25 protein-coding genes are annotated in these 24,156 nt (G+C 61.4%); 13 read left to right on the top strand and 12 right to left on the bottom strand.

Annotated features, from left to right (window positions below; translation table 11 throughout):
• Window positions 1-140: 140 nt before the first annotated feature.
• Window positions 141-2,567, bottom strand: coding sequence for a zinc/cadmium/mercury/lead-transporting ATPase (locus AAHA41_RS13735; protein WP_323070130.1), 2,427 nt, complete (start codon window positions 2,565-2,567; stop codon window positions 141-143).
• 230 nt (window positions 2,568-2,797) lie between these two features.
• On the opposite strand from AAHA41_RS13735, the gene tpx reads away from it, so the two are divergent.
• Window positions 2,798-3,298 (top strand): thiol peroxidase, encoded by a 501-nt coding sequence (tpx, locus tag AAHA41_RS13730; RefSeq protein ID WP_041209055.1) that lies wholly within the window; start codon window positions 2,798-2,800, stop codon window positions 3,296-3,298.
• Between the two features lie 58 nt (window positions 3,299-3,356).
• Here the strand turns inward: tpx and AAHA41_RS13725 are convergent, their stop codons facing one another.
• The gene (locus AAHA41_RS13725) at window positions 3,357-4,175 is read right to left on the bottom strand and encodes a transporter substrate-binding domain-containing protein (protein ID WP_323070129.1); all 819 of its coding nucleotides are present in this window, start codon (window positions 4,173-4,175) and stop codon (window positions 3,357-3,359) included.
• A gap of 146 nt (window positions 4,176-4,321) precedes the next feature.
• On the opposite strand from AAHA41_RS13725, the gene AAHA41_RS13720 reads away from it, so the two are divergent.
• Entirely contained in the window at window positions 4,322-5,542 is a 1,221-nt protein-coding gene (locus AAHA41_RS13720; protein WP_323070128.1) for a DEAD/DEAH box helicase, read from the top strand.
• Here AAHA41_RS13720 and AAHA41_RS13715 read toward each other — a convergent pair.
• From AAHA41_RS13715 to AAHA41_RS13705, 3 genes are all read right to left on the bottom strand, one after another.
• Window positions 5,526-6,317: a hypothetical protein gene (locus AAHA41_RS13715; protein ID WP_323070127.1), complete on the bottom strand. Its 792-nt coding sequence runs from the start codon at window positions 6,315-6,317 to the stop codon at window positions 5,526-5,528. The two genes, AAHA41_RS13720 and AAHA41_RS13715, sit on opposite strands and share 17 nt — an antisense overlap.
• Complete coding sequence (locus AAHA41_RS13710) at window positions 6,314-7,630, bottom strand: sphingomyelin phosphodiesterase (protein ID WP_323070125.1); 1,317 nt, start codon at window positions 7,628-7,630, stop codon at window positions 6,314-6,316. The genes AAHA41_RS13715 and AAHA41_RS13710 overlap by 4 nt, the downstream gene beginning before the upstream one ends.
• Window positions 7,631-7,826: 196 nt before the next feature.
• Entirely contained in the window at window positions 7,827-8,657 is an 831-nt protein-coding gene (locus AAHA41_RS13705; RefSeq protein ID WP_342697330.1) for a CPBP family intramembrane glutamic endopeptidase, read from the bottom strand.
• 119 nt (window positions 8,658-8,776) lie between these two features.
• On the opposite strand from AAHA41_RS13705, the gene AAHA41_RS13700 reads away from it, so the two are divergent.
• Complete coding sequence (locus AAHA41_RS13700; protein WP_043850003.1) at window positions 8,777-9,517, top strand: transporter substrate-binding domain-containing protein; 741 nt, start codon at window positions 8,777-8,779, stop codon at window positions 9,515-9,517.
• A 60-nt stretch (window positions 9,518-9,577) separates the two neighbouring features.
• Here AAHA41_RS13700 and AAHA41_RS13695 read toward each other — a convergent pair whose 3' ends face one another.
• Both AAHA41_RS13695 and AAHA41_RS13690 read right to left on the bottom strand, forming a co-directional pair.
• The gene (locus tag AAHA41_RS13695; protein WP_041209062.1) at window positions 9,578-9,868 is read right to left on the bottom strand and encodes a hypothetical protein; all 291 of its coding nucleotides are present in this window, start codon (window positions 9,866-9,868) and stop codon (window positions 9,578-9,580) included.
• Window positions 9,869-9,933: 65 nt separating this feature from the next.
• The gene (locus tag AAHA41_RS13690; RefSeq protein ID WP_042031646.1) at window positions 9,934-10,308 is read right to left on the bottom strand and encodes a YacL family protein; all 375 of its coding nucleotides are present in this window, start codon (window positions 10,306-10,308) and stop codon (window positions 9,934-9,936) included.
• A 195-nt stretch (window positions 10,309-10,503) separates the two neighbouring features.
• On the opposite strand from AAHA41_RS13690, the gene AAHA41_RS13685 reads away from it, so the two are divergent.
• The 7 genes from AAHA41_RS13685 (at window position 10,504) to AAHA41_RS13655 (ending at window position 17,930) form a co-directional block, all read left to right on the top strand.
• Window positions 10,504-11,619, top strand: coding sequence for a sugar diacid recognition domain-containing protein (locus tag AAHA41_RS13685; RefSeq protein ID WP_323070460.1), 1,116 nt, complete (start codon window positions 10,504-10,506; stop codon window positions 11,617-11,619).
• 118 nt (window positions 11,620-11,737) lie between these two features.
• Entirely contained in the window at window positions 11,738-13,000 is a 1,263-nt protein-coding gene (locus AAHA41_RS13680; RefSeq protein ID WP_041209065.1) for a GntP family permease, read from the top strand.
• 9 nt (window positions 13,001-13,009) lie between these two features.
• Window positions 13,010-14,143, top strand: coding sequence for a glycerate kinase (locus AAHA41_RS13675; RefSeq protein ID WP_323070459.1), 1,134 nt, complete (start codon window positions 13,010-13,012; stop codon window positions 14,141-14,143).
• A 229-nt stretch (window positions 14,144-14,372) separates the two neighbouring features.
• A complete protein-coding gene (locus AAHA41_RS13670) occupies window positions 14,373-14,936 on the top strand; it encodes an NnrU family protein (protein ID WP_041209067.1) in 564 nt (187 codons plus the stop codon).
• A gap of 59 nt (window positions 14,937-14,995) precedes the next feature.
• On the top strand, window positions 14,996-15,532 hold the full coding sequence (locus tag AAHA41_RS13665) for a glutathione peroxidase (RefSeq protein ID WP_203977574.1): 537 nt from the start codon (window positions 14,996-14,998) through the stop codon (window positions 15,530-15,532).
• Window positions 15,533-15,615: 83 nt separating this feature from the next.
• Complete coding sequence (locus tag AAHA41_RS13660; RefSeq protein WP_185430697.1) at window positions 15,616-16,551, top strand: LysR family transcriptional regulator; 936 nt, start codon at window positions 15,616-15,618, stop codon at window positions 16,549-16,551.
• Between the two features lie 182 nt (window positions 16,552-16,733).
• Entirely contained in the window at window positions 16,734-17,930 is a 1,197-nt protein-coding gene (locus AAHA41_RS13655; protein WP_104016015.1) for a NupC/NupG family nucleoside CNT transporter, read from the top strand.
• A gap of 102 nt (window positions 17,931-18,032) precedes the next feature.
• Here AAHA41_RS13655 and AAHA41_RS13650 read toward each other — a convergent pair whose 3' ends face one another.
• The 5 genes from AAHA41_RS13650 to AAHA41_RS13630 all read right to left on the bottom strand — a co-directional run bounded on the left by AAHA41_RS13650 (window position 18,033) and on the right by AAHA41_RS13630 (window position 20,939).
• A complete protein-coding gene (locus tag AAHA41_RS13650) occupies window positions 18,033-18,452 on the bottom strand; it encodes a DUF4426 domain-containing protein (RefSeq protein WP_323070458.1) in 420 nt (139 codons plus the stop codon).
• A 29-nt stretch (window positions 18,453-18,481) separates the two neighbouring features.
• Window positions 18,482-18,781 carry a DUF167 family protein YggU gene (gene yggU / locus AAHA41_RS13645; protein WP_033114039.1) on the bottom strand — a complete coding sequence of 100 codons (300 nt, stop codon included), beginning with the start codon at window positions 18,779-18,781 and terminating at the stop codon, window positions 18,482-18,484.
• The gene (locus tag AAHA41_RS13640; RefSeq protein ID WP_041209071.1) at window positions 18,781-19,332 is read right to left on the bottom strand and encodes a YggT family protein; all 552 of its coding nucleotides are present in this window, start codon (window positions 19,330-19,332) and stop codon (window positions 18,781-18,783) included. Before AAHA41_RS13640 ends, yggU begins: the two co-directional genes overlap by 1 nt.
• Window positions 19,333-19,343: 11 nt before the next feature.
• The gene (proC, locus tag AAHA41_RS13635) at window positions 19,344-20,171 is read right to left on the bottom strand and encodes a pyrroline-5-carboxylate reductase (RefSeq protein ID WP_323070457.1); all 828 of its coding nucleotides are present in this window, start codon (window positions 20,169-20,171) and stop codon (window positions 19,344-19,346) included.
• A 66-nt stretch (window positions 20,172-20,237) separates the two neighbouring features.
• Entirely contained in the window at window positions 20,238-20,939 is a 702-nt protein-coding gene (locus AAHA41_RS13630; RefSeq protein WP_041209073.1) for a YggS family pyridoxal phosphate-dependent enzyme, read from the bottom strand.
• A gap of 39 nt (window positions 20,940-20,978) precedes the next feature.
• On the opposite strand from AAHA41_RS13630, the gene tapT reads away from it, so the two are divergent.
• The 3 genes from tapT to yaaA are packed head-to-tail and all read left to right on the top strand — an operon-like array spanning window position 20,979 to window position 23,972.
• A complete protein-coding gene (tapT, locus tag AAHA41_RS13625; RefSeq protein ID WP_033114043.1) occupies window positions 20,979-22,013 on the top strand; it encodes a type IVa pilus ATPase TapT in 1,035 nt (344 codons plus the stop codon).
• A gap of 28 nt (window positions 22,014-22,041) precedes the next feature.
• The gene (tapU, locus tag AAHA41_RS13620; RefSeq protein ID WP_323070461.1) at window positions 22,042-23,151 is read left to right on the top strand and encodes a type IVa pilus ATPase TapU; all 1,110 of its coding nucleotides are present in this window, start codon (window positions 22,042-22,044) and stop codon (window positions 23,149-23,151) included.
• Between the two features lie 47 nt (window positions 23,152-23,198).
• On the top strand, window positions 23,199-23,972 hold the full coding sequence (yaaA, locus tag AAHA41_RS13615) for a peroxide stress protein YaaA (protein ID WP_323070456.1): 774 nt from the start codon (window positions 23,199-23,201) through the stop codon (window positions 23,970-23,972).
• Window positions 23,973-24,156: the final 184 nt, after the last annotated feature.

The following is a 24,156-nucleotide window of genomic DNA, read 5'->3' as shown; positions in this document are numbered from 1 at the left end:
TCCGAGAGAGTAAGCAAAGCGCGACTGCCGACCGGCAGGCGCGCTTTTTCTTTTACGGGGAGCTGTGAGAGAAATGGGAGGAAAAAAGAAAAGCCGTCCCGGTGGGGGGACGGCTTTTGGCTGGGATGCTATCGGCTGGCTTAACGCTTGCGCAGCAGGCGCAGGGCGTTGGCGGTGACCAGTGCGGTGGCGCCGGTATCGGCCAGCACCGCAATCCACAGGCCGGTGATGCCGAGCAGACTGGTGACCAGGAAGATAGCCTTCAGTCCCAGTGCCAGCGCGATATTCTGGTGAATATTGGCTAGCGCCGAGCGGGAGAGGCGGATCATCGCGGCGATACCGCCGAGCTGGTTGTGAGTCAGCGCCGCATCGGCGGTCTCCAGTGCCACATCGGTGCCGCCACCCATGGCGATGCCGATGCTGGCCCGCTTCATGGCCGGGGCATCGTTGATGCCATCACCGATCATCGCGACTTTCTGCGAGCTGGCGAGCTTGGCAATTTCATCGACCTTTCCCTCCGGCAACAGGCCGGCGCGCCAGCCCATCCCGAGTTCACCGGCGATGGCCTCGGCGGCGCGGGGATTGTCCCCGGTCAGCATGATGCTCTGCAGGCCGAGTCGGTTGAGCTCTTGCAGCGCCTCTGCCGCTTCCGGCCGGATCTGATCCCGCAGCGCCAGCAGGGCCACCGGCAGAGCCTGTTCGCTGCTGCTCTGGCAGAGCACGACCACCGTCTTGCCCTGCTTCTCCAGCATGGCAATCTGGGCCTGTTGATCTTTGCTCAGCGTAGCTATTCGGCTCGGTGCCAGCAGTTGCCACAGCTCGCCGTTGATGCGCCCTTCAACACCCATGCCCGGCAGGGCACGCAGATCGCGGGCTTCTACCTGTGCCAGCCCCTGCTCGTTGGCAGCGGCCACCACGGCACGGGCCAGCGGGTGGTGGGAGCCCTGCTCGATGGCGGCAGCCAGCGCCAGCAGTTCGCCATTGCTCTGACCATTGAGGCTCACCAGCTCGGTCAGCTGCGGCTTGCCCAGGGTCAGGGTGCCGGTCTTGTCAAACGCCACGGTATCGATATGGGCCAATCGCTCCAGTGCGGCACCACCCTTGATCAGGGCCCCCTGCCGGGTTGCCGCCGCCAGTGCGGAGGTAACCGCTGCCGGGGTGGAGATGACCAACGCACAGGGGCAACCGATCAGCAGCAACGCCAGCCCACGATAAACCCACTCATCCCAGCTCTGGCCAAAGGCAAGAGGCGGCACCAGCACCACCAGCAGGGCAACCAGCATCATGGCCGGGGTATACCAGCGGCTGAAGCGGTCGATAAAGCGCTCGATAGGGGCGCGCTGGCTCTCGGCCTCCTCGATGAGGTGCAGGATGCGGTCGATGGCGTTGTTGCCCGGTTCCGATACCACCTCAAGACGCAGTACCCGATCGGCAGCCAGACTGCCGGCCGGCACCTTGTCACCCTGGCGGCGTTCCACCGGGATGGATTCACCGGTCAGGGCACTTTCGTCAAACGCACCGAGGGGGTCGAGCAGGCGGGCATCGGCCGGGAGACGGGCGCCCGGGGCGATTTCGATAATGTCGCCGGGACGCAGCTCATCGGCGCCGACCTCTTCGCGCACCTCGCCCTCGGCAGTGGTACGGATCCGCAACGCCTTGTCAGGCACCAGCGCCATCAGGGCGGTGACCCCGGCCCGGGCGCGACCAGCGGCGTAGGCTTCCAGATGCTCACCCAGCATGAACAGCAGCAGCACCATGGCCGCTTCGGCGGTTTCGCCGAGGAACAGGGCCCCCACGGCGGCGACCGTCATCAGGGTCTCGATGGCAAAGGGGGAGCCGCTCTTGGTCAGCGCCCACGCCTTGCGGGAGATGGGCCACAGGCCCCAGAGGGTGGCCAGGGTAAAGAGCGGTTGGCCGATTTCACTCGGCAGCAGGGCCGCCACCAGCATCAGGCCGGCCAGCGACAGCGGCTGCCAATATTTGGCGAGCTGGGTCTGCAGCGGGCCGCGCTCGCGGCCGGGCTCCTGTTTGCCGCTGCTCTCGCCCTTGAGCTGGAAGCCGGCGGCCAGCACGGCGGCGGTGACGGGATCGGGGGAGAGGCCGGGGGCCAGATCCACCACCAGCTTCTCGGTGGCAAACAGCACGCGTGCCTGCTGGACACCGTTGACGCGGCTGACGGCTGTCTCGATCTTGCGAGCGCAGCTGGGGCAATCCATCCCCAACACCTGCCAGCTGTGGCGACTGTTGCCTTGCGCCGGTGCGGTCAGCGGCTCGACAGGAGCCTGCGCATCGTGGTCATGATCATGATGGTCATGGTCATGGTCATGGGATGAATTCGCTGTGCAGCAGCTCCGGGAGTGCGCGCCGCCTAGGGGGGGCTCTTCATCTCCCGGTGAGTCGCATTTCTCGAGATCCTGATGATCATGAGAGGTGGCGCCGCCACAGCAGCTGACCGGCGCGGCATTGTCACAGCAGTGACTGTTATGCTGGTGCTCGGTGGAGCTGGCCTTGCTGACAGCCTTGATGGGGGCCGCAGCATGCTGGGTGGAGCAGCAGGATTTGCTCATGGTGTGTTCCTCTTGGCTGGAACCCGCCCCTGCGGGATCCTGAATAACTGAATCGAGTGTAAACCTTGGTGTTATATCCAAGGTCAATCCCCTTTTTATCGCGTTGATGGTTCGGCCGGGGAGCCGCCATTTTTCCCGTTATATCCCTGTGGTTGGCGGGTGTTTGTGTACCCCGGGCACGCCTATACTGGGAGGCCTGATTTTTACAACACCAATAAAGGACATGACACATGAGCAACTCAGTCACTTTGCAAGGCAACCCGGTTTCCGTCGCTGGCCACTTCCCGCTTGCCGGTGAGCAGGCCAAGCCTTTCGCTCTGGTGGCCAAGGATCTTTCCGACCTGACCCTGGCGAGCTTCGCCGGTCAGCGCAAGATCCTGAACATCTTCCCGAGCGTCGATACCCCGACCTGCGCCACCTCGGTGCGCAAGTTCAACGAGCAGGCCAGCGCTCTGAACAACACAGTCGTGCTCTGCATCTCCGCCGATCTGCCGTTCGCCCAGTCCCGCTTCTGCGGCGCCGAAGGGCTGGACAAGGTGGTAACCCTCTCCACCCTGCGTGGTGCCGCCTTCCTGCAGGATTACGGCGTGGCCTTCTCCTCCGGTCCGCTGGTAGGTCTGGCTGCCCGTGCCATCGTGGTGCTGGATGAAGAGAACAAGGTGCTGCACAGCGAGCTGGTGGCCGAAGTGGCCGACGAGCCGAATTACGCCGCCGCGCTGGCCGTGCTGTAAGAGGCAGAGCGTAAAAAATCCCGCCTTGGCGGGATTTTTTTATGGGGAGAGAACCTGTTCAGGGCTTGGTGGTTACCGATTCAGCCCTGGCGAGCGGGGATGGTTGCCAATCCACATAGGGTCGGTGGATTTTCTCGTAAATCTCGGCCAGTTTGCCGGAGGCGGCGAGTTGCTCGATGGCGCGACTTAAAAATTCGTCCATTTCATCCCCGTTTCCCCCTTTCTGGATGATGAAAACATCCTCGAAATCACCAAAGAACTCACGGTGAATATTGGTCAGTTTCAGATTTTTCAGCATGAGATCCGCCTCTTCCTGAGCCCAGACAAAGGCGTCGATGCGACCCCGAGAGAGCTTGCGCAGTGACTGCTCGATACTCATCGAACGTTGTACCGGGAAGGGCATATAGTCGGGCACGGCTTCGATCAGCAGATCCCGTTTGGTGGGAACTATGCCATAAGCCATGTCAGTGGTGACCGGATTGGCGGTATTGCTGTAAATCACATGGGTCACCTTGCCAAAGCTGCGGGTGCTGAAGCGGTAGGGCAGCATGTCGACATCCTTGAGATTGCGGATGGCGGGCAGTCCGAGATCGGCTTTGCCGGCGATTACCCCGACCATGGCCCGCGCGAGGGGATAGATAGTGATCTTGATGGTCACATCGGGGTTGAGATCGTCGATGGCGTGCACCAGATCGACGAAAGGGCCCGTCTTGTCGGCATTGATCAGCCCCGGTAGCTCGCCAAGGTGGGCATTGATGATGCGAACCGGTTTGGCCTGAGTGGTGGCAGTGTCACTCGCCGTGCTGCGGGAGAGGCCGAGGGTAAGGCTGCCGGTCAGGGCGGCAGCCAACAGCAGGAGGGGGATGTGTCTGATCATGGCTTCTCACTCTTTGCATAGGGTCAGGACAAGTGTAGCCATCCCCCTATCCCTGCCGTGCCATAACGGATTGGGTTTTACTTCTCTCTCCCCGCTCACTAGACTTCGCCTCCACCTCTTCATTCAGCCGATATCTGCGTAACGCCATGACCTTTAACGAACTCGCCCTCGCCCCCGCTCTGCTGGCAGCCCTGCCAACCGACCTCAAGCACCCGACCCGGGTGCAGCAACTGGCCATCCCTGCCGTGCTGGCGGGACGGGATCTGCTGGCGCTGGCTCGAACCGGCAGTGGCAAGACGCTGGCGTTCGGTCTGCCGCTGCTGCAGCGGCTGGATCCCACCATATCCGAGGTGCAGGGGGTGGTGCTGGTGCCGACCCGCGAGCTGGCCGCACAGGTGAGCGGTGCGCTGCAAGGCTTTGCCGATGAGCTGGGCGTGCGGCTGGTGACCCTGTGTGGCGGGGTGGCGCAGGAGCTGCAACAGGCCGAGCTGGCGCAGGGGCCACAACTGCTGGTGGCGACGCCGGGGCGATTGCGGGATCTGCTGGGTCAGCAACTGCTGAATCTGGCCGGGTTGCGCATTCTGGTACTGGATGAGGTTGATCGCCTGCTGGAGATGGGCTTCTGGCCCGATATCCAGTGGCTGATGAACGGCATGCCGGTCGGGCGTCAGACCCTGCTCTTCTCTGCCACCCTGCCGGGCGAGCTTGAGGAGTTGGCGGCCAGCCTGCTGAAGGAGCCGGAGCGGGTGGAGGCGGATCCCCGCAACAGCGTGGCCGACGATATCGAAGAGCGGCTCTATCTGGTCAACAAGAGCAGCAAGGTGCCAGCGCTCGTCAGTCTGCTCAAGGAGCAGGCGTGGCCGCAGGTACTGGTCTTTATCAGTGCGCGGGATGATGCCGACGGCGTCGCCAGAAAGCTGGCCAAGACGGGTATCGCGGTGGCGGCACTCCATGGCGAGAAGGAGCAGGCGGTGCGCGAGCAGGCTCTCGCCGATTTCAAGGCGGGCAAGGTTCGGGTGCTGGTGGCCACCGATCTGATGGCGCGCGGCATCCATGTGGAGGCTCTGCCGGTGGTGATCAATCTGGATCTGCCCGCCAGCGCCCCCATCTATGTGCACCGCATCGGTCGTACCGCCCGGGCCGGGCGCTGCGGGCTCGCCATCTCGCTCACCTGTCATGGTGAAGCCGATATGCTGACTGCGATCCGCACCCTTACCGGACGTGAGTTGCCGGTAAGTGAGCTGGCCGGCTTCCCGGTCACCGACCAGCCAGCCAGCGGGGCGGGCAAGCGCCCACCCCGCGACAAGCAGGCCAATCGTCGCACTCAGGCCAAACGTAGCGTCAAGCAGTTCAAGGGACGGCGCTAACTCTCTGTTCGTTGGCGAAAAAATCGCGCCTGAACCGGCTTAGCTGCTCTTCGCGGTACTGCTGCCACGCGGTAGGCGCCATTGCCCCCTGCGCGGCGGCCAGCTGCTGTTCCAACGCTGCGAGCTGCTGCTGATAGCGGCTGCGCTGATCCAGCTGTTGCTGGCGGTTGGCGGCAAACTGCACGGTCGCCTCTGCTCGCTCTGCTGGCAGGAAGTGGCGAGCCAGCGTCGCCACCTCCTCATCCCCCCACAGCTGGCGAGCCTGCTGCAAACGGGCATCCGGGTTGAACAGCTCGCCCGCCAGATCCGGGTGATCTGCCGCCCACTGATCCTGCAAGCGGCTGAGAGCGTCCAGTCGCTCGGCCAGCGGTAACTGCTCGCTCTCTTGCGCCAGCTCCTCCAGCGCCAGCGCATAGCGCCCCTGCAGCCGATACAGGCTCTCTCCCTCGCCAAGCCAGCGGGCCTCTGCCCCTTCCTGATTGGTAAGCCGCTCGGCCAGCGGCAGATCGCTGTCGCTTACCTCGCTGGCGAGCTGCTGGCTCAGCTCATCCGGCATAGCCCGCCAGCTGGCGGGCAGTGGTTCGCTGCGAGCAGACGATGCTGTGGTGGCCTGCGAGCTGACGACCGTAGAAAGCGGCACCTGAGCAGCCACTTTGGCTGGTCGGGTCGGCTGGCTGGCCGGAGCCCGCTGCTCTGGTGTTGTTTGTTCGCCGAACAGGTTGAACAGCAACAGTGCCGGTACAGTCAACGCCAGCAAGCCGTGGTAACGTTTCATCGGCTTATCTCTCCCTTGACCGGGAAGTGATCGGAGAGGTTGCTGGCGGGCCAGAGGCTGCCATCGCTGCTGCGCGGGATCCAGACCGTGTTGAGGTTGTGGCGTACGGCGCCGTACTCACGGCTCACCACCAGATAGTCCAGATACTCGACGTTGGCTCCGCCCGAGAGCGGCCCACCGGCATAGGGGTTGATCCTGGGATCGAAGGTCGCTTCGGTATAGCCGCCGTAGGTCGGCTCATCGGCATTGAGGTTGGCCAGCATGCCGGCGTAGTCGTCGGCAAACTTGCGTTTGTTGACGTTGAAGTCACCGCCATAGATGACGGTATCCGTGGTCGGGATCTTCAGGCTGGCAGCCAGAGCGCGGATCTGGCCGAACTGGATCTGGCGCAGCTTGCGCGCCTCGTCAGTGTCGAAGCTGGCGGTGTGGGTAGCGAACAGGTGCCACGCCTTGCCCCCCTTGATCACCTCGGCGTACATCACCCCCTTGTCGGCGAAGCAGTCGGTGCCGGTGCATTGGGGATAGACCAGTTGTGCCTCCCGCACTATGGGATAGCGGCTGACGATCACCACGCCGCCGTCGTGGACGTTGACCCCGGGCTTGTCGAGCACCTTGGTCTGGTAGGGATACTCTTTCGCCAGTGCCTGCAAAAAGCCCTCGCGGCGGCCATCGAACACCTCTTGCAGCAGCAGGGCGTCATAGCCCTTGAGATGCTCTGGCAGCAGTGCCAGCCGCTCACCGATGCTGGAGGCGATCACCGGCAGCGCCCAGATGTTGTAGCTGGCCACCTTGAGCCTGTTTTCTGCCGGTTCCGGCTGTTCCCGTTTTTGGGGGGGCGTGATCATATAGTGCAGATCGTCGTAGCGGCCGGTGAATTTGGCGGCAAAGGCCAGCTCTTGTGGCCCCGCCACGCGATGGATCTCCCTGTCGTTTTGCCAGCCGGATGCGCTGGTCGGCGTCTCGCCACCGTGCTGCAAGGTGGTGTTCCACCAGGTTCCCTCCATCAGCTGGTTGAGCCGATAGACGTCGCCACTCGCTGTAGTCACGCGGGTTTCGAACAGATAGCTCTTGCCCGCCTTGACCCCCTCATAGCGATTGAAGCTGAGCACCATGGCACTCTCCCATGGGCCCAGCTCGGTGCGGTGCTGAAGCCACTGACTGCCGGGTTGCAGCTGGCCGGTACCGCTTTGGCGGATGTCGATCTGGAGCGGTTCAGGGCTGTTGTTGGTGAGATAGACATCGGTATCGGCCAGTGCCAGTTGCGGGAACTGGCTGACCAGCAGCAGGGCGGCATAACTGAGGGTTTTCTGCATCACAGGATCCTTTTGGTGGCAGGGCAATGGAAAGTGACTGTTATGGCGAATGCAGAGGTCAGTTTGTTTACATTTTGGTTACAAGTAAATGAATTGGTTTTGTTTGGAGCTTTGTGGAGGTGTAAAGCGAGCAAGGCAGCACGCTTGAAGAGAGGGCGTTTCGAGAGAAGGCGCCCGTGTCGGGCGCCTGCAGGCGTTAGTGGTGGGCCAGCGGATAGGTGAAGAGCGCCAGATGGGCGAAGTTGAAGGCGAAGTGCACTGCGATGGCGATGCTGAGGCGGCCGCTTAGCTGGAAGGCCAGACCATAACAGCAGCCCGCAAGGGTAGCGAAGAGCGCCAGCAGGGGGCCGCCCGGCAGGTGGATGGCGCCAAACAGCAGGGCGCTGGCCACAATGGCAAACCAGGGTTTGCTGCGGCTTGCCAGCTCCTGCTGGATCGCGCCGCGAAACAGCGCCTCTTCCGCCACACAGGTGAACAGCAGATTGTTGAGGGCAAACAGCCACCACCAGTGGGGCAGTCCCACCTCGGGGCGCAGTGCTCCCAGTTGCCAGGCAATGCCGAACAGCGCCGCCAGCGGCAGGATCAGCAGAGCCAGAGGACGCCAGCGAATGCTCCCTCCTTTGCCGAGCAGGGTTGGGAAGGCGAGCAGCAGTGCGAAGATCAGCAGCGGCTTGTCCAGATTGAGGTACATGTTGAACGGCACGCTGCCGGGGCCGACGAGCACCTTGTCCAGCACCTTGAGATTGCTGAAGCCCGGTATGAAGTGCAGGGTCAGCGCAAGCGACCAGACAATCAGTGCAACTCTGGCCGTGGTCGCCCAGCGGGGGGGCAGGGTGGGCGTGCGCCACGCTAGCAGCAATCCCGCCAGCGTGATGACCAGCGCAGGCGGCGTGATGCGGCCAAGCCAGAGGGCCAGCAGCAGAGAGAGGCCCAGCAGGCCAAACGCGGGAAGGCGCTGGCGCAGCAGGGCAAACAGCACGGCCAGCGCCAGCGCGCCCCAGATAAGCGAATCGGGCAGGGGTAACATTGGATCTCCTTGGTCGAGGCAAACGGCCACCTTAACAAGGGGCCGCCGCGAGAACAACCGCGCAGCAGGTGGTCGGGCCCCTTCTCTATACTCATCACAGGGTGAAGGGGGAGTTGGTGATGAAGCACTATCTGTGGTTGTTCTGTTGTTGGTGCACCTGGTTGCAGGCAGCCCCCGTGCTGCTGGCGACCGGGGAGTTTGCTCCCTATAGCGGCAAGGAGCTGGCGGATGGCGGTGAGAGCACCCGGCTGGTGACAACGCTGCTGCGCCAGGCCGGTTATGACGAGGTGAAGGTAGATTATCTGCCCTGGAACCGGGGTTATGAACTGACCCGCAATGGCCTGATGACGGCCACCTACCCCTACGCCTGGACGAGCGAACGGGCCAAGCTCTTCTACTACAGCGCCCCGCTCCATATCGATCACCTCTCCTGGTTCACCTATCAGGGCAGCGATGCGGTGCTGGACGGCAAGTGGCAGGGGCTGCGGGTCTGCATTCCGGCGGGCTGGAGCACCAGTCATGCTGACGAAGTGATCGCCCGCTTTTCGCTGCAGCTGATCCGTCCTGCCTCTCTGGCGCAGTGCCTGCAGATGGTGGCGCTCAAGCGGGTGGAGCTGATGCCGATGAACGATACGGTTACTGCCGATGCCAGCATGCAGATCTTCGGCGATCCCAACTATCTGCAGCCACTCCCCTATTTTCGCCAGACCGACAGCTTCTATCTGATGGTCTCGCGCAAGGCGCCCGGTGGCCGGGAGCTGATCGAGCGGTTCAACGAGGCTCTGGCGGCGAGTCGGGCCAGCGGTCATTACGACAAGCTGGTGCCAAGAAGTATGCCCCGCTCGCCTCGCTGCAAGTAAGGGTGTCAGAAACAACAAAGCCGGAGCAGTGGCTCCGGCTTTGTTCATTCAGGGGTGCGATTAGCGGCCTGATTCGGCGATGACGCGGGCGATGATGTCGGCGCGCTGGTTGGCATCCAGCTCACCCAACGCGATCAGGCCAGCCTTGAAGATGACGTTCTTCGGCAGGCTGACATCATCCAGGGTGGTGATCGCTTCCACGTGCATGCCGTTCAGACGGCTGGCATCGCGAGGGCTCAGGTTGACCTGAGTGTTCAGCACCTGCTTGCCCTTCTTCTTGGGTTGGGCGGGTTTCTTCGGTTGATCCTGCTCGTCTTCCGGCAGCTCGTCATCAAAATCGTAAATAGACATAGTCAATCCTGTTGGTTTGGATGGTCGACCGCAGTGGCCGACCAGAATAAGCGAAACGGGGTCAATCAGCCCATATCCTCGTTGCGGATAAAGGCACGCCAGGAGGTGAGCACCTGGGCAAAGTCTTCCAGCCCGCACATGGCCAGCTGTTCATCATCGTAGTAGGCGAGATCGTCGAGATCCTCACCCAGTTCGATATTGAGGACGTTGGCCTTCACCTCCGCCTCTTCGTGGGTCAGCAGCAGGGAGTAATCCCCGCCTGTGAGCCGATATTCGGTGCGACTCCGACTGGATAGCTGGTCGATGATGGTGAAGAGCTCGTCGATCTTCTCCTCATCTTTGCCCACTTCGTCGATTAGCCACTGGCCGATGGCTTCATGGCCCATGGAGAAGCGGGCGCGATAACCACCGAACGGGTCGCGGCGAAATTCATAATCCATAGCGCACTCCAAATCGGGGGGATGGGCCTGCACGAAGCCGTGGCGGCAGCACCAAATCCTGCTCCATGGCGGGCTCACATCGGGTAAAGTGGCCTATTCTAGCGATCCCCCTCTCGCTTGTCTTGATGATGTGGCATCTTTGCCCCGTAGCCGGCGCTTTCCTGCGGGTTGCCGAGTCCCTTCTTTGGAGATGTTATGCAGCTAAACGATACCCTGGCGCGCCAGATTGTAAGCCGAGCGATGAAGATCCTCTCGTTCTCGGTCAACGTGATGGATGAACACGGTCTCATCATTGCCTCCGGCAATCCGGAGCGGCTCCATCAGCGTCACGAGGGGGCCGTGCTGGCACTGACCGAGAACCGGGTGGTGGAGATCAGCGAAGCGACCGCCCGCGAGCTCAAGGGGGTGCGTCCCGGCATCAACCTGCCCATCGCCTATCAGGGGGAGTTGCTGGGGGTCATCGGTATCTCCGGCGATCCGGACATCGTTCGAGCTTACGCCGAGCTGGTGCGAATGACTGCCGAGCTGATCCTGGAGCAGGCGGCGCTCACCGAACAGCTGCAGTGGGACAAGCGCCACAAGGAGGAGTTGGTGCTGCAGCTGATCCGCGGCGAGGGGCGGGTCGATCAGCTGCAGCAGGCGGCCCGTTTCCTCGGGCTCGATCTCGGCCAGCCGCGAGTGGTGGCGGTGCTGGCACTGGAGGAGAGCGATCCGGCCCGGCTGCGAGAGCTGGTACATCTGCTGGAGAACCCGGAGCGGGACAATCTGGTGGCCATCAATGGTCTCGACGAGATAGTGGTGCTAAAACCGGCCCAGCTCAGCGACGGCCTCTGGCAATCGGCGCAGGAGCGCAGCCGCATCAAGCAGCTGCTGGCGCGCATCCCCCACTTCAAGGTGCGGATCGGGGTGGGGGATTATTTCGCCGGGATCGACGGGCTGGCACGCTCCTACCAGACGGCGCGCGATACATTGCGCCGTGGCATGCGCCAAGCGCCGCGCAAGCAGGTCTACTTCTTCGAGGATTACCGCTTGCCGGTGCTGCTCGGCAGTCTGGCGGACTCCTGGCAGGCGGATCAGCTGCGTACACCGCTGCAGAAACTGGCCCGGGAAGATGGCAAGGGGACGCTGCAGAAGACCCTGCGCCAATATTTCTTGCAGGATTGTGATCTGCATCGCTGTGCCGAAGCCTTGTTCATTCACCCCAATACCCTGCGTTACCGGCTAAGCCGGATCGAGCAGATAACCGGATTGAATTTCAACAAGTTAGACGACAAATTTTTGCTCTATCTCGGCCTTAATCTCGATTTGTGATTGTTCAAATAGACAAATAAACCCTGTTAGAGGATGCAATATTTGGCCATTTTGCCAAAGCATTCTGATTGCAGATCTCCATAATGGCGGCCATTCACTCCCATTGAAGGTGTCCGTCATGATCCCGGTTACTGCCCTTGGCGCCATCGCGGCGCTCTCCATCGCCATCTTCCTGATTCTGAAGAAGGTACCGCCCGCTTACGGCATGATCGTCGGCGCGCTCGCTGGCGGCCTGATCGGCGGCGCCGATCTCAGCCAGACCGTCGCCCTGATGATCGGCGGCGCCCAGGGGATCACCACTGCGGTGATGCGGATCCTGGCGGCCGGCGTACTGGCCGGCGTGCTGATCGAATCGGGTGCGGCCACCACCATCGCCGAGACCATCGTCAAGAAACTGGGTGAGACCCGCGCCCTGCTGGCGTTGGCGCTGGCGACCATGATCCTGACTGCGGTCGGCGTATTCGTGGACGTGGCAGTCATCACGGTGGCGCCCATTGCGCTGGCCATTGCTCGCCGTGCCGACCTCTCCAAGGCGGCCATCCTGCTGGCGATGATCGGTGGCGGCAAGGCGGGCAACGTCATGTCACCCAACCCCAACGCCATCGCGGCTGCGGATGCCTTCCACCTGCCTCTGACCTCGGTCATGGCGGCCGGCATCATCCCGGGCCTGTTTGGTCTGGTGATGGCTTACTGGCTGGCCAAGCGTCTGAACAACAAGGGCAGCAAGGTTGCCGCTGACGAGGTGGTGAGCTTCGAGGGCACCAAACTGCCGGGCTTTGCCGCCGCCATCAGTGCGCCGCTGGTTGCCATCCTGCTGCTGGCCCTGCGCCCGGTCGCCGGTATCGTGGTGGATCCGCTGATTGCGCTGCCGCTCGGTGGTCTGGTCGGTGCCCTGATGATGGGCAAGTTCAGCAAGGTGAACCAGTTTGCGGTTTCCGGTCTCTCCCGCATGGCGCCGGTGGCCATCATGCTGCTGGGTACCGGTACTCTGGCAGGCATCATTGCCAACTCCGGCCTGAAAGATGTGCTGATCAGCGGCCTGACCGCCTCCGGTCTGCCTTCTTACCTGCTTGCCCCCATCTCCGGTGCCCTGATGTCGCTGGCAACCGCCTCGACTACCGCCGGTACTGTAGTGGCTTCCAACGTATTCAGCTCCACCCTGCTTGAACTGGGTGTCAGCGCGCTGGCGGGTGCCGCCATGATCCATGCCGGTGCCACCGTGTTTGACCATATGCCCCACGGCTCCTTCTTCCATGCTACTGGCGGCAGCGTCCACATGGGCGTGGGTGAGCGTCTCAAGCTCATCCCTTACGAAACCGCAGTCGGTCTGACCATTGCAGCTGTTTCTACCCTGATGTTTGGCGTGTTTGGCCTCGCCTAAGGAATTGATATGAAAATTGTTATTGCCCCCGATTCATTCAAGGAGAGCCTGAGCGCCATGGCGGTGGCTGATGCCATCGAGGCCGGTTTCAAACAGGTGTTGCCAAACGCCACCTACGTCAAATTGCCGATGGCCGATGGCGGCGAGGGCACTGTGCAGTCGCTGGTCGATGCCACCGGCGGCCGCATCCTCCCGGTCGAAGTGACCGCCCCCCTTGGCAACAAGGTGCAGGGTTTTGTCGGCCTGCTGGGTGATGGTCAGCGTGCCGTCATCGAGATGGCCGCCGCTTCCGGTATCCATCTGGTCGCTCCCGAGCAGCGCAATCCGCTGCTCACCTCCAGCTTCGGGACCGGTGAGCTGATCCTGGCCGCGCTGGAGATGGGAGTGAAGCACCTCATCCTCGGTATCGGTGGTAGTGCCACCAATGACGGCGGTGCCGGTATGATCCAGGCGCTCGGCGGCAAGTTGCTCAAAGCCGATGGCTCAGCCATCGAGCTGGGTGGCGCCGGTCTTGCCGAACTCGCGACCATCGACCTGAGCGGTCTGGACCCGCGTCTGGGCGAGCTGGTTATCGAGGTGGCGTGCGATGTGAACAACCCGCTGTGCGGCCCGAAAGGCGCCTCCGCGGTGTTTGGCCCGCAGAAGGGGGCGACCCCGGAGATGGTGCAGCAGCTCGATGCCAACCTTTCCCGTTATGCCGACTGCATCGAGCAGGCCCTTGGCAGGCAGGTGAAGGATATTCCGGGGGCGGGCGCTGCCGGTGGTATGGGGGCCGCGCTGGTCGGTCTGCTTGGTGCCGAGCTCAAGCCCGGTATCCAGATCGTGATCGAAGCCCTGAAACTGGCCGATGAAGTGGCCGATGCGGATCTGGTCATTACCGGTGAAGGTCGTATCGACAGCCAGACCATCCACGGCAAGACGCCAATCGGTGTCGCACGCTGTGCCAAGCAGTTCGGCAAGCCGGTGATCGGTATCTCCGGCTGTCTGACCGATGATTGCGGTGTGGTGCACGAGCACGGGCTGGATGCGGTGTTCGCCGTGGTCAACCGCGCCATGTCTCTGCCGGAAGCACTGGAGACCGCCAGCACCAACATTCAGCTGACTGCGCGCAACGTCGCGGCACTCTATCAGCTCAAGGGTTGATCCGGTTCGGCCGATGGGCGCCATCGGCCACCCAAGATTCCCGTATGGGGCATCTCTCATCCCGCGAGATGTCTGGCTGCCCTAGCACTTCTTTGCCGATCCTCCGTGATCGGCTTTTTTCTTGTTACATCCTCCAGCTCCATGATCGATGCCATGGGAGCGCGCGGTTTCTATAGGCGCATTCCGCCCTTTCCGGCATAGTGGTAACCACACGAACAAGGAGAGACCCATGATCCTGCTGACTCTGGGCGTCGCGCTGTTTACCCTGATCCACCTCTACCCCTGTTTTGCAGCGGCGCATCGGGCACGGCTGCGCGAGCGGCTCGGGGAAAATCGCTACAAGGGGCTCTTCTCCCTGCTGGTTTTCGTTGCCATCGCCTGCATCATTGCCGGCTGGCGCACCGTCCGGCCATTTCCGCTCTATTTCCTGCCGGATTGGGGACCGCTGGCCATGATGGGGATGATGCCCATCTCCCTCATTCTCTTTTTTTCGGGGCAGGGCCCCAACCATTTGCGCCGCTGGCTGGTTCATCCGCAGCTGCTCGGCACCCTGCTCTGGGCCATTGCCCACCTGCTGGTCAACAGCGAGGCGCGTTCACTGGTGCTGTTTGGCGGTATCGGGCTGTGGGCGTTGGTGAGCATCGTCTGGATTTCGGTGCGGGACTGGCAGAAATATCCACGCCCCGAGGCCAACTGGACCGGTACCGGCATCAGTGTCGGGGCCGGACTGGCGGCCACGGCGCTGCTCATCTTCTGGGGCCACGGCTGGCTGACCGGCATTCCTCTTCATTGAGAGTGAACCGCCCCGGTGCAAGGGACGTATCAGAGAGAAAACCACAAGGAGTGTTGCCGATGAAATGGTTCGCGCTGTTGTTGCTGCTTGGCAGCGGCATGGCATCTGCCGCCTGTCCCGACTATTTCAATGTGGAGATGCGCGAGCTCAACAGCACCCAGCGCCACAATCTCTGTCAGCTGACCGAGGGCAAGGTGGTGCTGGTGGTCAATACCGCCTCCTACTGCGGCTATAGCGGCCAGTTTCGCGATCTGGAGAAGCTTTATCAGAGCTACAAGGATAAGGGGCTGATTATTCTCGGTTTCCCTTCCAACGACTTCTGGCAGGAGGCGGGTAACGAGAACAAGACCGCCGAGGTGTGTCGTCGCAACTATGGTGTGACCTTCCCCATGTTCAACCGGGTGGCGGTACGTGGTTCTGGTGCCGTGCCGCTTTTCAAGGGGCTGGCGGCGGCCGCAGATGGCGATGAACCGAACTGGAACTTCCACAAGTATCTGGTGGGGCGCGATGGCAAGCTGATTGCAAGCTACGGCGCCAACCAGAATCCGTCCGATGATCCCCTCAAGCTGCAGATCACCCGAGCGTTGGGGCTCTGACCCTACCCCTTGGCGAGGTGCTCTGGAATAATGGGCTCCCGCTCTTTCAACCCGGTTATCCTGTGCTGCAACGTCTTCCGCAAATGGTGATCTTCGATGCGCTGGTACGCGAGCAGGGGATCTCTGCTGCCGCCCGCCGTCTCGGCGTCTCCAAATCTCACATCAGCAAGCAGCTGGCACTGCTGGAGACCGCTCTTGGCGCCCAGCTGGTACAGCGCACCACCCGTCGCTTCGCTCTGACCGAACTGGGTCAGGAGTATGCCCGCCACTGCCATGCGCTGGTTGCGGTGGCGCAGGAGGCGAACTCAATGATCGCCGAGCGGCGTGGCAAGGTGAGTGGCGTGCTCCATCTCGGGGTGGGCCAATCTTTCGGCCGTCTGCATGTCATTCCCCATCTCAAGGCGTTTCAGGATCGTTATCCCGAGCTTGAGCTGGAGGTCTCCCTGTTCGACCACAAAACCAATCTGGTGGACGAAGGGCTGGATCTCTGGCTGACCACCTATGAGGACAAACCGGAAGGGCTGGTCGGGCAGCGGCTGGCCGATATCGGCTTCGTGCTGGCGGCTTCGCCGGATTACCTGTTGAGCCACGGTACGCCACTCCATCCGAAAGATCTGGCCCAGCACAACTGCATCACCTATCAGAGCCGGGAGCGGCGCTATCACCAGTGGTCGTTCCGTCAGGGCAAGGAGCGCCAGACGGTGCAGGTTGCTGGCAACTATCGGGTCGACATGGCGGAGGCGGTGCGCGATGCGGCGCTGGCCGGACTTGGCATCGCCTATATCGCCAACTACTTGCTGGACAAGGAGTTGCAAAGCGGCAAGCTGATCCCGCTGCTGCCGGAGTGGCGGCCGAACCAGCAGATGGCGGTACATGCCGTCTATGCCCGGCGCGAACATCTGGATCCCAAGATCCGTCTCTTTATCGATTTCCTCAAGGCCCGCTTTGGCCCGGAACCCTACTGGGAGCAGCGGCTGGCCCCCTGGCTCGGTGGTCGATTGTCCGGCAGTGAGGAATAATTGTTTTTAAATGGAAACACTCGATTTCTTCTGATACTAAAATCGAGCCAAATCAGCCAGTTGGCGCAACCGGTATCGTGCAAACGTTTTTTCTAACAGGCCCGTAACCAAGTGGACTTGCAGTGACGGGGGGAGAGGCGCAGAATCCGCGCCCATCTTTTTCCCCACCTGATGGAGTCCCTATGATTGCCCTGCTCGGCATCCTGAGTATCCTGGCGCTTGCCGTGATCTGCTCTGATAATCGTCGTCGTATCCCGTTGCGAACAGTTGGCCTTGCCCTCTGCCTGCAGGTCATGTTTGCTGCGCTGGTGCTCTGGCTGCCTGCTGGTCAGCACGTGCTGAACGGGGTGAGCGAGAGTGTCAGCAGCGTGATTGGCTACGGTCAGGAGGGGATCGCCTTCCTGTTTGGCGATCTGGCCAAGTTCAAGCTGGGCTTCATCTTTGCCTTCAACGTGCTGCCGGTCATCATCTTCTTCTCTGCGGTGATCGCCATCCTCTATCACATAGGCCTGATGCCGCGGGTCATCGCCCTGCTGGGCGGCGGTCTGCAGAAGCTGCTGGGCACCGGCCGTGCCGAGAGCCTCTCCGCCACCGCCAACATCTTCGTCGGCATGGTGGAAGCGCCGCTGGTGGTCAAACCCTACCTCTCCAAGATGTCCGACTCCCAGTTCTTCGCGGTGATGAGCTGTGGTCTCGCCTCCGTCGCGGGCGGTACTCTGGTCGGCTACGCCAGCATCGGGGTTGAGCTGAAATACCTGATTGCGGCCGCTTTCATGTCCGCGCCGGCCGGTCTGGCGATGGCCAAGATCCTGGTTCCGCCGAGTGTTGAAGAGGTGGATCACCATCAGGATGTCGAGATCCCCCGCGCCACCAACGTGATTGAAGCGGCTGCCGATGGTGCCATGGCCGGCCTCAATATCGCAGTGGCAGTCGGTGCGACCCTGCTGGCCTTCGTCGGTGTGATCGCCATGCTTAACGGCCTGCTCGGCTGGGCTGGTGGTCTGGTGGGTCTGGATCTGAGCTTCCAGATCATTCTGGGTTGGTTGTTTGCCCCGGTATCCTGGTTGATCGGTGTGCCCTGGGAGCAGGCACAGGCTGCCGGTGCTCTGATCGGTACCAAGATCGTGGTCAACGAGTTCGTCGCCTTCATCGCATTGGTGCAGGATCAGACCCTGAGCGAGTCGAGCAAGGCCATTGTGACCTTCGCCCTGTGTGGCTTTGCCAATATCTCCTCCATGGCCATCCTGATCGGCGGTCTGGGTGCCATGGTGCCGGAGCGCAAAGGCTTTATCGCCCGTTACGGTATGCGTGCCATCCTCTCCGGCGTGCTGGCCAACCTGATGAGCGCCTCCCTCGCGAGCATCTTCCTCGCCCTGTAACAGGCCTGGATAATTTATAAAACAGGGGTGCCATCATGGCGCCCTTGCTGTTTTTCCCGATCAAAAAGCCCCGACCTGAGTCGGGGCTTTTTGTTGCGCTATTCAGTCAACGTAGAAGGTTTGCTGGAAGGTGAGGATCTGCTGCTGACCACCCCCCATGATCTTCAAGGTGAACTGGTAGGTATCTTCATTGCGGTAGGGGAGGGTTGCCAGATAGTAGATGGCATCCCCCTCCTTGACCTCCTGGAAGCTGAGGTTGCGGATGGTGCCGGTGAGGTTTTTGGCCTCGCCGGTGACGGAGACAGACTGTGCCTTGCCCTGCTTGTCCTGCACCGCAATGTTGATGATGCCGTTGTAGCGGCTGCGCTCCAGACCGTAGGTTTTGGCCACCTCGGGAGTGAGGAAGCTGGAGTTGAAGGCGTTGTAGTGCACCTGCCAGGGGCCCAGCTCCTTCATCTGTTCAGCCCGCAGGGGCAGGGTCATCAGCAGTGCCAACAGGCAGCTCATCCAGGCTGTTTTCATGGTGTCATCCCTCTCGTATCAATGTTGGCTCAGGCCGGATTGTCCAGCAGAGCGCTCACTTCCGGCGGCAACTGTTTGGGGCTGTCGATGGCGACCGTCTTGTGTCGCCCCAGCTCGCCCCGCACTATGGTGACCTGCCCCTTGGCCACCTTGAACTGCTTGGCCAGAAACTTGATCAAATGGCTGTTGGCCTGGCCATCGACGGGCGGTGCCGTGATGGCCACTTTCAACTCTTCTCCGTGCAATCCGACGATCTGATCCCGGCTCGCCTTGGGCTGGATCATCAGATGCAGTACCAGCTCATCCCCCTGTAGCAGGACGGCAGGCATCAAATCATCCACCACAGCTGGCCGAACAGGTCGCCCAGCAGATAGTTGATGGCCTGCAGCCCGATAAAGGCAACCAGCACCGAGAGATCCAGCCCGCCCAGCGCCGGCAGCACGCGGCGGATCGGAGAGAGGAAGGGCTCGGTCAGCTGGTACATCACATATTCGATGGGGTTGCGGCCCTGGCTGACCCAGCTCAGGATGGCGCGGATCAGCAGTACCCAGAAGATCATCGAACCGGCTTTCTTCAGCACGGTCAGCGCGGCAAACAGGCTGAGACTGAGCCAGTCGGCCAGCAGCACGTTCATGCTCTTGAGCAGGGCCAGCTTAAGGAAGGCGACAGCCAGTGCCAGCACCACGGAGGCGAGATCCAGCCCCCCCAGACCCGGGATGACCCGGCGCAGCGGCACTACCAGCGGGTTGGTCAGCTTGACCACCATCTGGCTCATGGGGTTGTAGAAGTCGGCACGCGCCCACTGCAGCCAGACGCGCAGCAGCACCACCATCAGGTAGAGATCGAAAACGGTGTTGATCAGAAAGTAAGCGGTGTTCATCTGGGCTCCTGTCAGAAAAGAGTTTCCATTTCGGCGGCGCGAGCTACGGCTGCCTGCATGGCGTTGGCAGTCAGCGGCATCAGCCCCTGCTGCTGGAATGTCTTGATGGCTTCGGCGGTTGTGCCGCCCTTGCTGGTGACCTGCTCACGCAGGGTTTGCAGCGACAGTTCGGGATTTTGCTCCACCATGGCAGCTGCGCCGAGGGCGGTCTGCTGCACCAGCTGGCGTGCCTGATCGGGTGAGAAGCCCATCGCCTCTGCCTCTTCGGCGATCGCCTGCATAAAGAGGAAGAAGTAGGCCGGGGCGCTGCCGGCTGCGGCGATGACGCTGTTGATGCCAGACTCCTGCTCCACCCAGAGAGTCTTGCCGACTGCCTGCATCATCTGCTCGGCAAAGTCGCGATCCGCGGCGGCAATATGCTCGGGGGCGTAGAGCCCGGTCATACCCAGACCCAGCAGGGCCGGGGTATTGGGCATGGTGCGGATGATACGGTCGTGACCACCGGCCATCTCGGCAAGGCGAGCTACCTTGATACCGGCGGCGATGGAGACGAGCAGCTTGCCCGCAAGGGAGCCCAGCTCGGCAACCAGTGCTGCCAGCATGCCGGCCATCAGCTGTGGTTTGACCGCTAGCACGATCACCTCGGCATGGCGGGCCGCCTCGGCATTGGAGCGGGTGGTGCGAATGCCGTAGTCGCTGGCCAGCGCATCCAGTTTGGGCTGGCTCGGGTTGGCGGCAGTGATAAGCGTTGCCGGATAACCCGCTTTGACCAGACCGGCGATGATGCTGCGGCTCATGTTGCCTGCGCCGATGAAGGCGAGCGTCCTGTGCTGTTGCATTAAAGGCTCCTGTTGCTTGGTGGGGCGCTGGCACGCGGCGTGCGTTGCATGCGCTCGCGCACCGGCTTATGAGTAGTCGCGGGCGCCGAAGATGGCGGTGCCGACCCGCACCATGGTGCTGCCGTGGGCGATCGCCAGTTCAAGATCCTCGGTCATCCCCATCGAGAGGGTATCGACGCTCGGGTATTGTCGCGCAAGCTCGGTGAACAGAGTCTGCATACGGGCCATTTGGGCGGCCAATATGGTCTCGTCACTGGTGTGTTCGGGAATGGCCATCAGCCCGCGCAGCACCAGCCGCTCACTGTGAGAAACCAGTTCGGCAAGGCGGAAAATCTCTTGTTCAGACGTTCCGGATTTGCTGCTCTCTCCGCTAATATTGATTTGCAGACAAACATTTAGCGGCGCCATGCTGGCAGGGCGCTGATTGTTCAGACGTTCGATCAGCTTCTCTCTGTCCACGCTTTGCACCCAGTCGAACCGTTCGGCAACCAGCCTGGATTTGTTCGATTGCAAAGGGCCGATAAAGTGCCACTCTATGTCGTTATATTCGGGTTGCTGGCGCAGGGTGTCGATCTTGGTGGCCGCTTCCTGAGCGTAGGATTCGCCAAAGCAGCGCTGGCCGGCAGCGTGAGCGGCCATCAGGGCCTCAAGGGGTTTGGTTTTGCTGACCGCAAGCAACCGGACCTGCTCCGGATCGCGGCTCGCCCCTCTGGCTGCCTGGGCAATACGTTCTTTTACCTGAAGCAGGTGCTGGGCAATCTGGTTCATGTTTCGTTAGTGATCTTGTGATGGGAGAATGACAAATCTATGGATATCACAGAGTTATTGGCTTTCAGTGTAAAGCATAAAGCGTCGGATCTACACCTGTCCGCCGGGGTTCCCCCGATGATCAGGGTTGATGGCGAGGTTCGCAAGATCAATTTGCCCGCCCTGGAACATCGGGAAGTGCACGCCCTCATTTACGACATCATGAACGATCACCAGCGCAAGGAGCTGGAGGAGAACTTCGAGGTCGACTTCTCGTTCGAGGTGCCCAATCTGGCCCGTTTCCGGGTCAACGCTTTCCAGCAAGCGCGCGGTTCGGGCGCGGTATTTCGTACCATCCCCAGCACCGTGCTGAGCCTCGAAGATCTCGATGCGCCGGAGATCTTCCGCAAGATCGCCGAGTTCCCGCGCGGTCTGGTACTGGTGACCGGGCCGACCGGTTCCGGTAAGTCGACCACGCTGGCGGCCATGGTCAACTACATCAACGAGAACTTCCATCACCATATTCTCACCATCGAAGACCCCATCGAATTTGTGCACGAGAACAAGCGCTGTCTGGTGAATCAGCGGGAAGTGCACCGCGATACCAAGAGCTTCAGCAATGCCCTGCGCTCGGCACTGCGGGAAGACCCCGACATCATTCTGGTGGGTGAGATGCGCGATCTTGAAACCATTCGCCTTGCCATGACAGCAGCCGAAACCGGCCACTTGGTATTTGGCACCCTGCACACCTCGTCGGCAGCCAAGACTATCGACCGTATCATCGACGTCTTCCCCGGCGCAGAGAAGGACATGGTGCGCTCCATGCTCTCCGAATCCCTGCGGGCGGTTATCTCCCAGACCCTGCTCAAGCGTATTGGCGGCGGTCGGGTGGCTGCTCACGAGATCATGATGGGGATCCCGGCGGTGCGTAATCTCATCCGGGAGGACAAGATCGCCCAGCTCTACTCGGTGATACAGACCGGGATGACCCACGGCATGCAGACCATGGATCAGAGTCTCAAGCAGCTGGTCAGCCGTGGCATGGTGGCGTCTCTCGACGCCAAGGCCAAGGCGGTTGACCCCAACAGCATCTGATGATGCCGGATCCAGGGAGGGATCGATGATGAATCTGGATGAACTGCTGGGCCAGCTGGTGGAGAAAAAAGGGTCGGATCTCTTTGTGACAGTGGGGACGCCCCCCACCCTCAAGGTGAACGGCCATCTGCTCTCTTTGGGGGGGGAAGCGCTCGATAAAAAGGCTGCCTTGACGCTGGTGAGGGAGAGCCTGAGCCCCGAGCATTTCGAGCGCTATATCCGCACCAGGGAGGCCAACTACGCCATTCACCGCGAAACCTTGGGCCGGTTTCGGGTCAGCGCTTTCTGGCAGCAGGAGCTGCCCGGCATGGTGGTTAGGCGTATCGAGACACGTATTCCTACCTTCGATGACCTGCAATTGCCCGTGATCCTGCAGGAAGTCGCACTGGCCAAGCGCGGACTGGTGCTGTTTGTCGGCGCCACCGGGGCGGGCAAATCGACCACCCAGGCGACCATGATTGGTTATCGCAACCAGCATGCCGACGGCCATATTCTGACGGTGGAGGATCCGGTGGAGTTTGTCCATCAGCATGGCCGCAGCCTGATCACCCAGCGGGAGGTGGGGATCGATACCGAGTCGTTCGATGTGGCGTTGAAAAGCTCGCTGCGTCAGGCGCCGGATGTGATCCTGATCGGCGAGATCAGAAGCTCGGAGACCATGGAGTTTGCCCTGCAATTCGCCGAGACTGGTCACCTCTGCCTCGCGACCCTGCACGCCAACAACGCCAACCAGGCGCTGGATCGCATCCTCCATCTGGTACCGCAGGAGAAGCATCGCCAGTTCCTGTTCGATCTCTCCTTCAACCTCAAGGCCATTGTCGCCCAGCAACTGGTACCAAGTGTGGATGGCAAGCGGCGCTGCGCCGCATTCGAGATCCTGCTCAACACCCCGCTTATCACCGACATTATCCGCAAGGGGGAGATGCACCGACTCAAGGAGGTGATGACCAAATCGACCGAGCTTGGCATGCAAACCTTCGATCAATCGCTCTTCAACCTGTTCTGCTCCGGCCAGATTGGCTACAGTGAGGCCCTTGCCCATGCCGACTCGGCCAACGACCTGCGGCTGCTGATCAAGCTTTCCGGCCGTGATCAGCTTGGAACCGGTACGCTGGACAATGTGACGCTGGATGAATGAACAATGGGGCCGGGCCGCGGCTCGGCCCTACGCAATAAAGGAACCTTATGCTGATTGTGGTCTCCCCGGCCAAGACGCTGGATTACGAGTCACCGCTGGTGACAACCCGATTCACCCAACCCGAGCTGCTCGATCACTCTGCAGAACTCATCAAGCGGGCTCGCCAACTGAGCCCGGATCAAATTGCCACCCTGATGAAGATCAGCGACAAGCTGGCGGGTCTCAACGCCGCCCGGTTTGCCGAGTGGCAACCCGACTTCACTCCGGCCAATGCCCGTCAGGCGCTCCTGGCCTTCAAGGGGGATGTCTATACCGGGCTGGCGGTAGAAGATTTCTGCGAGGCCGATTTTGACTTCGCTCAGGCGCATCTGCGAATGCTCTCAGGTCTCTACGGTGTGCTGCGCCCCCTCGATCTGATGATGCCCTACCGGCTGGAGATGGGAACCAGGCTCGACAACGGTCGCGGCAAGGATCTCTACCAGTTCTGGGGCGAGGTGATCACTCACCACCTCAATGAGGCACTGGCGGCGCAGGGGGATGAGGTGCTGATCAATCTGGCCTCCGACGAGTATTTCAAGTCGGTACGACCCAAGAGCCTGAAAGGGCGGATCGTAACCCCGGTGTTCAAGGATGAGAAGAACGGCCAGTTCAAGATCATCAGCTTCTACGCCAAGAAGGCGCGCGGCATGATGGCCCGCCACATCATCAAGCACCGCCTGACCGAGGTGGAACAGCTGACCGGTTTCAACGCCGATGGCTACTACTTCGTGCCGGAAGAGTCGGACGCCAATACCCTGATGTTTAAACGCGCCGAAAATTAATTACAAAAAGAGGGAACCAATCTTTTGACCCGCGGGTCTGAATATGTGAATCCTCTGTTGTAAGCACTTTTTTATTCGCCGACGTTTGATACGTCGGCTTTTTTATTGCCGTTTTTATTGTCCATAGATTGCCTTCGCGGGGACTATGTGGTTCAGATAGACTCAAGACAGGGAGTGAGTCGTC

It is taken from the genome of Aeromonas sp. SER, from assembly GCF_038739615.1.
Taxonomy (GTDB): domain Bacteria; phylum Pseudomonadota; class Gammaproteobacteria; order Enterobacterales; family Aeromonadaceae; genus Aeromonas; species Aeromonas jandaei.
This window is presented reverse-complemented; position numbering and strand designations above follow the sequence as displayed.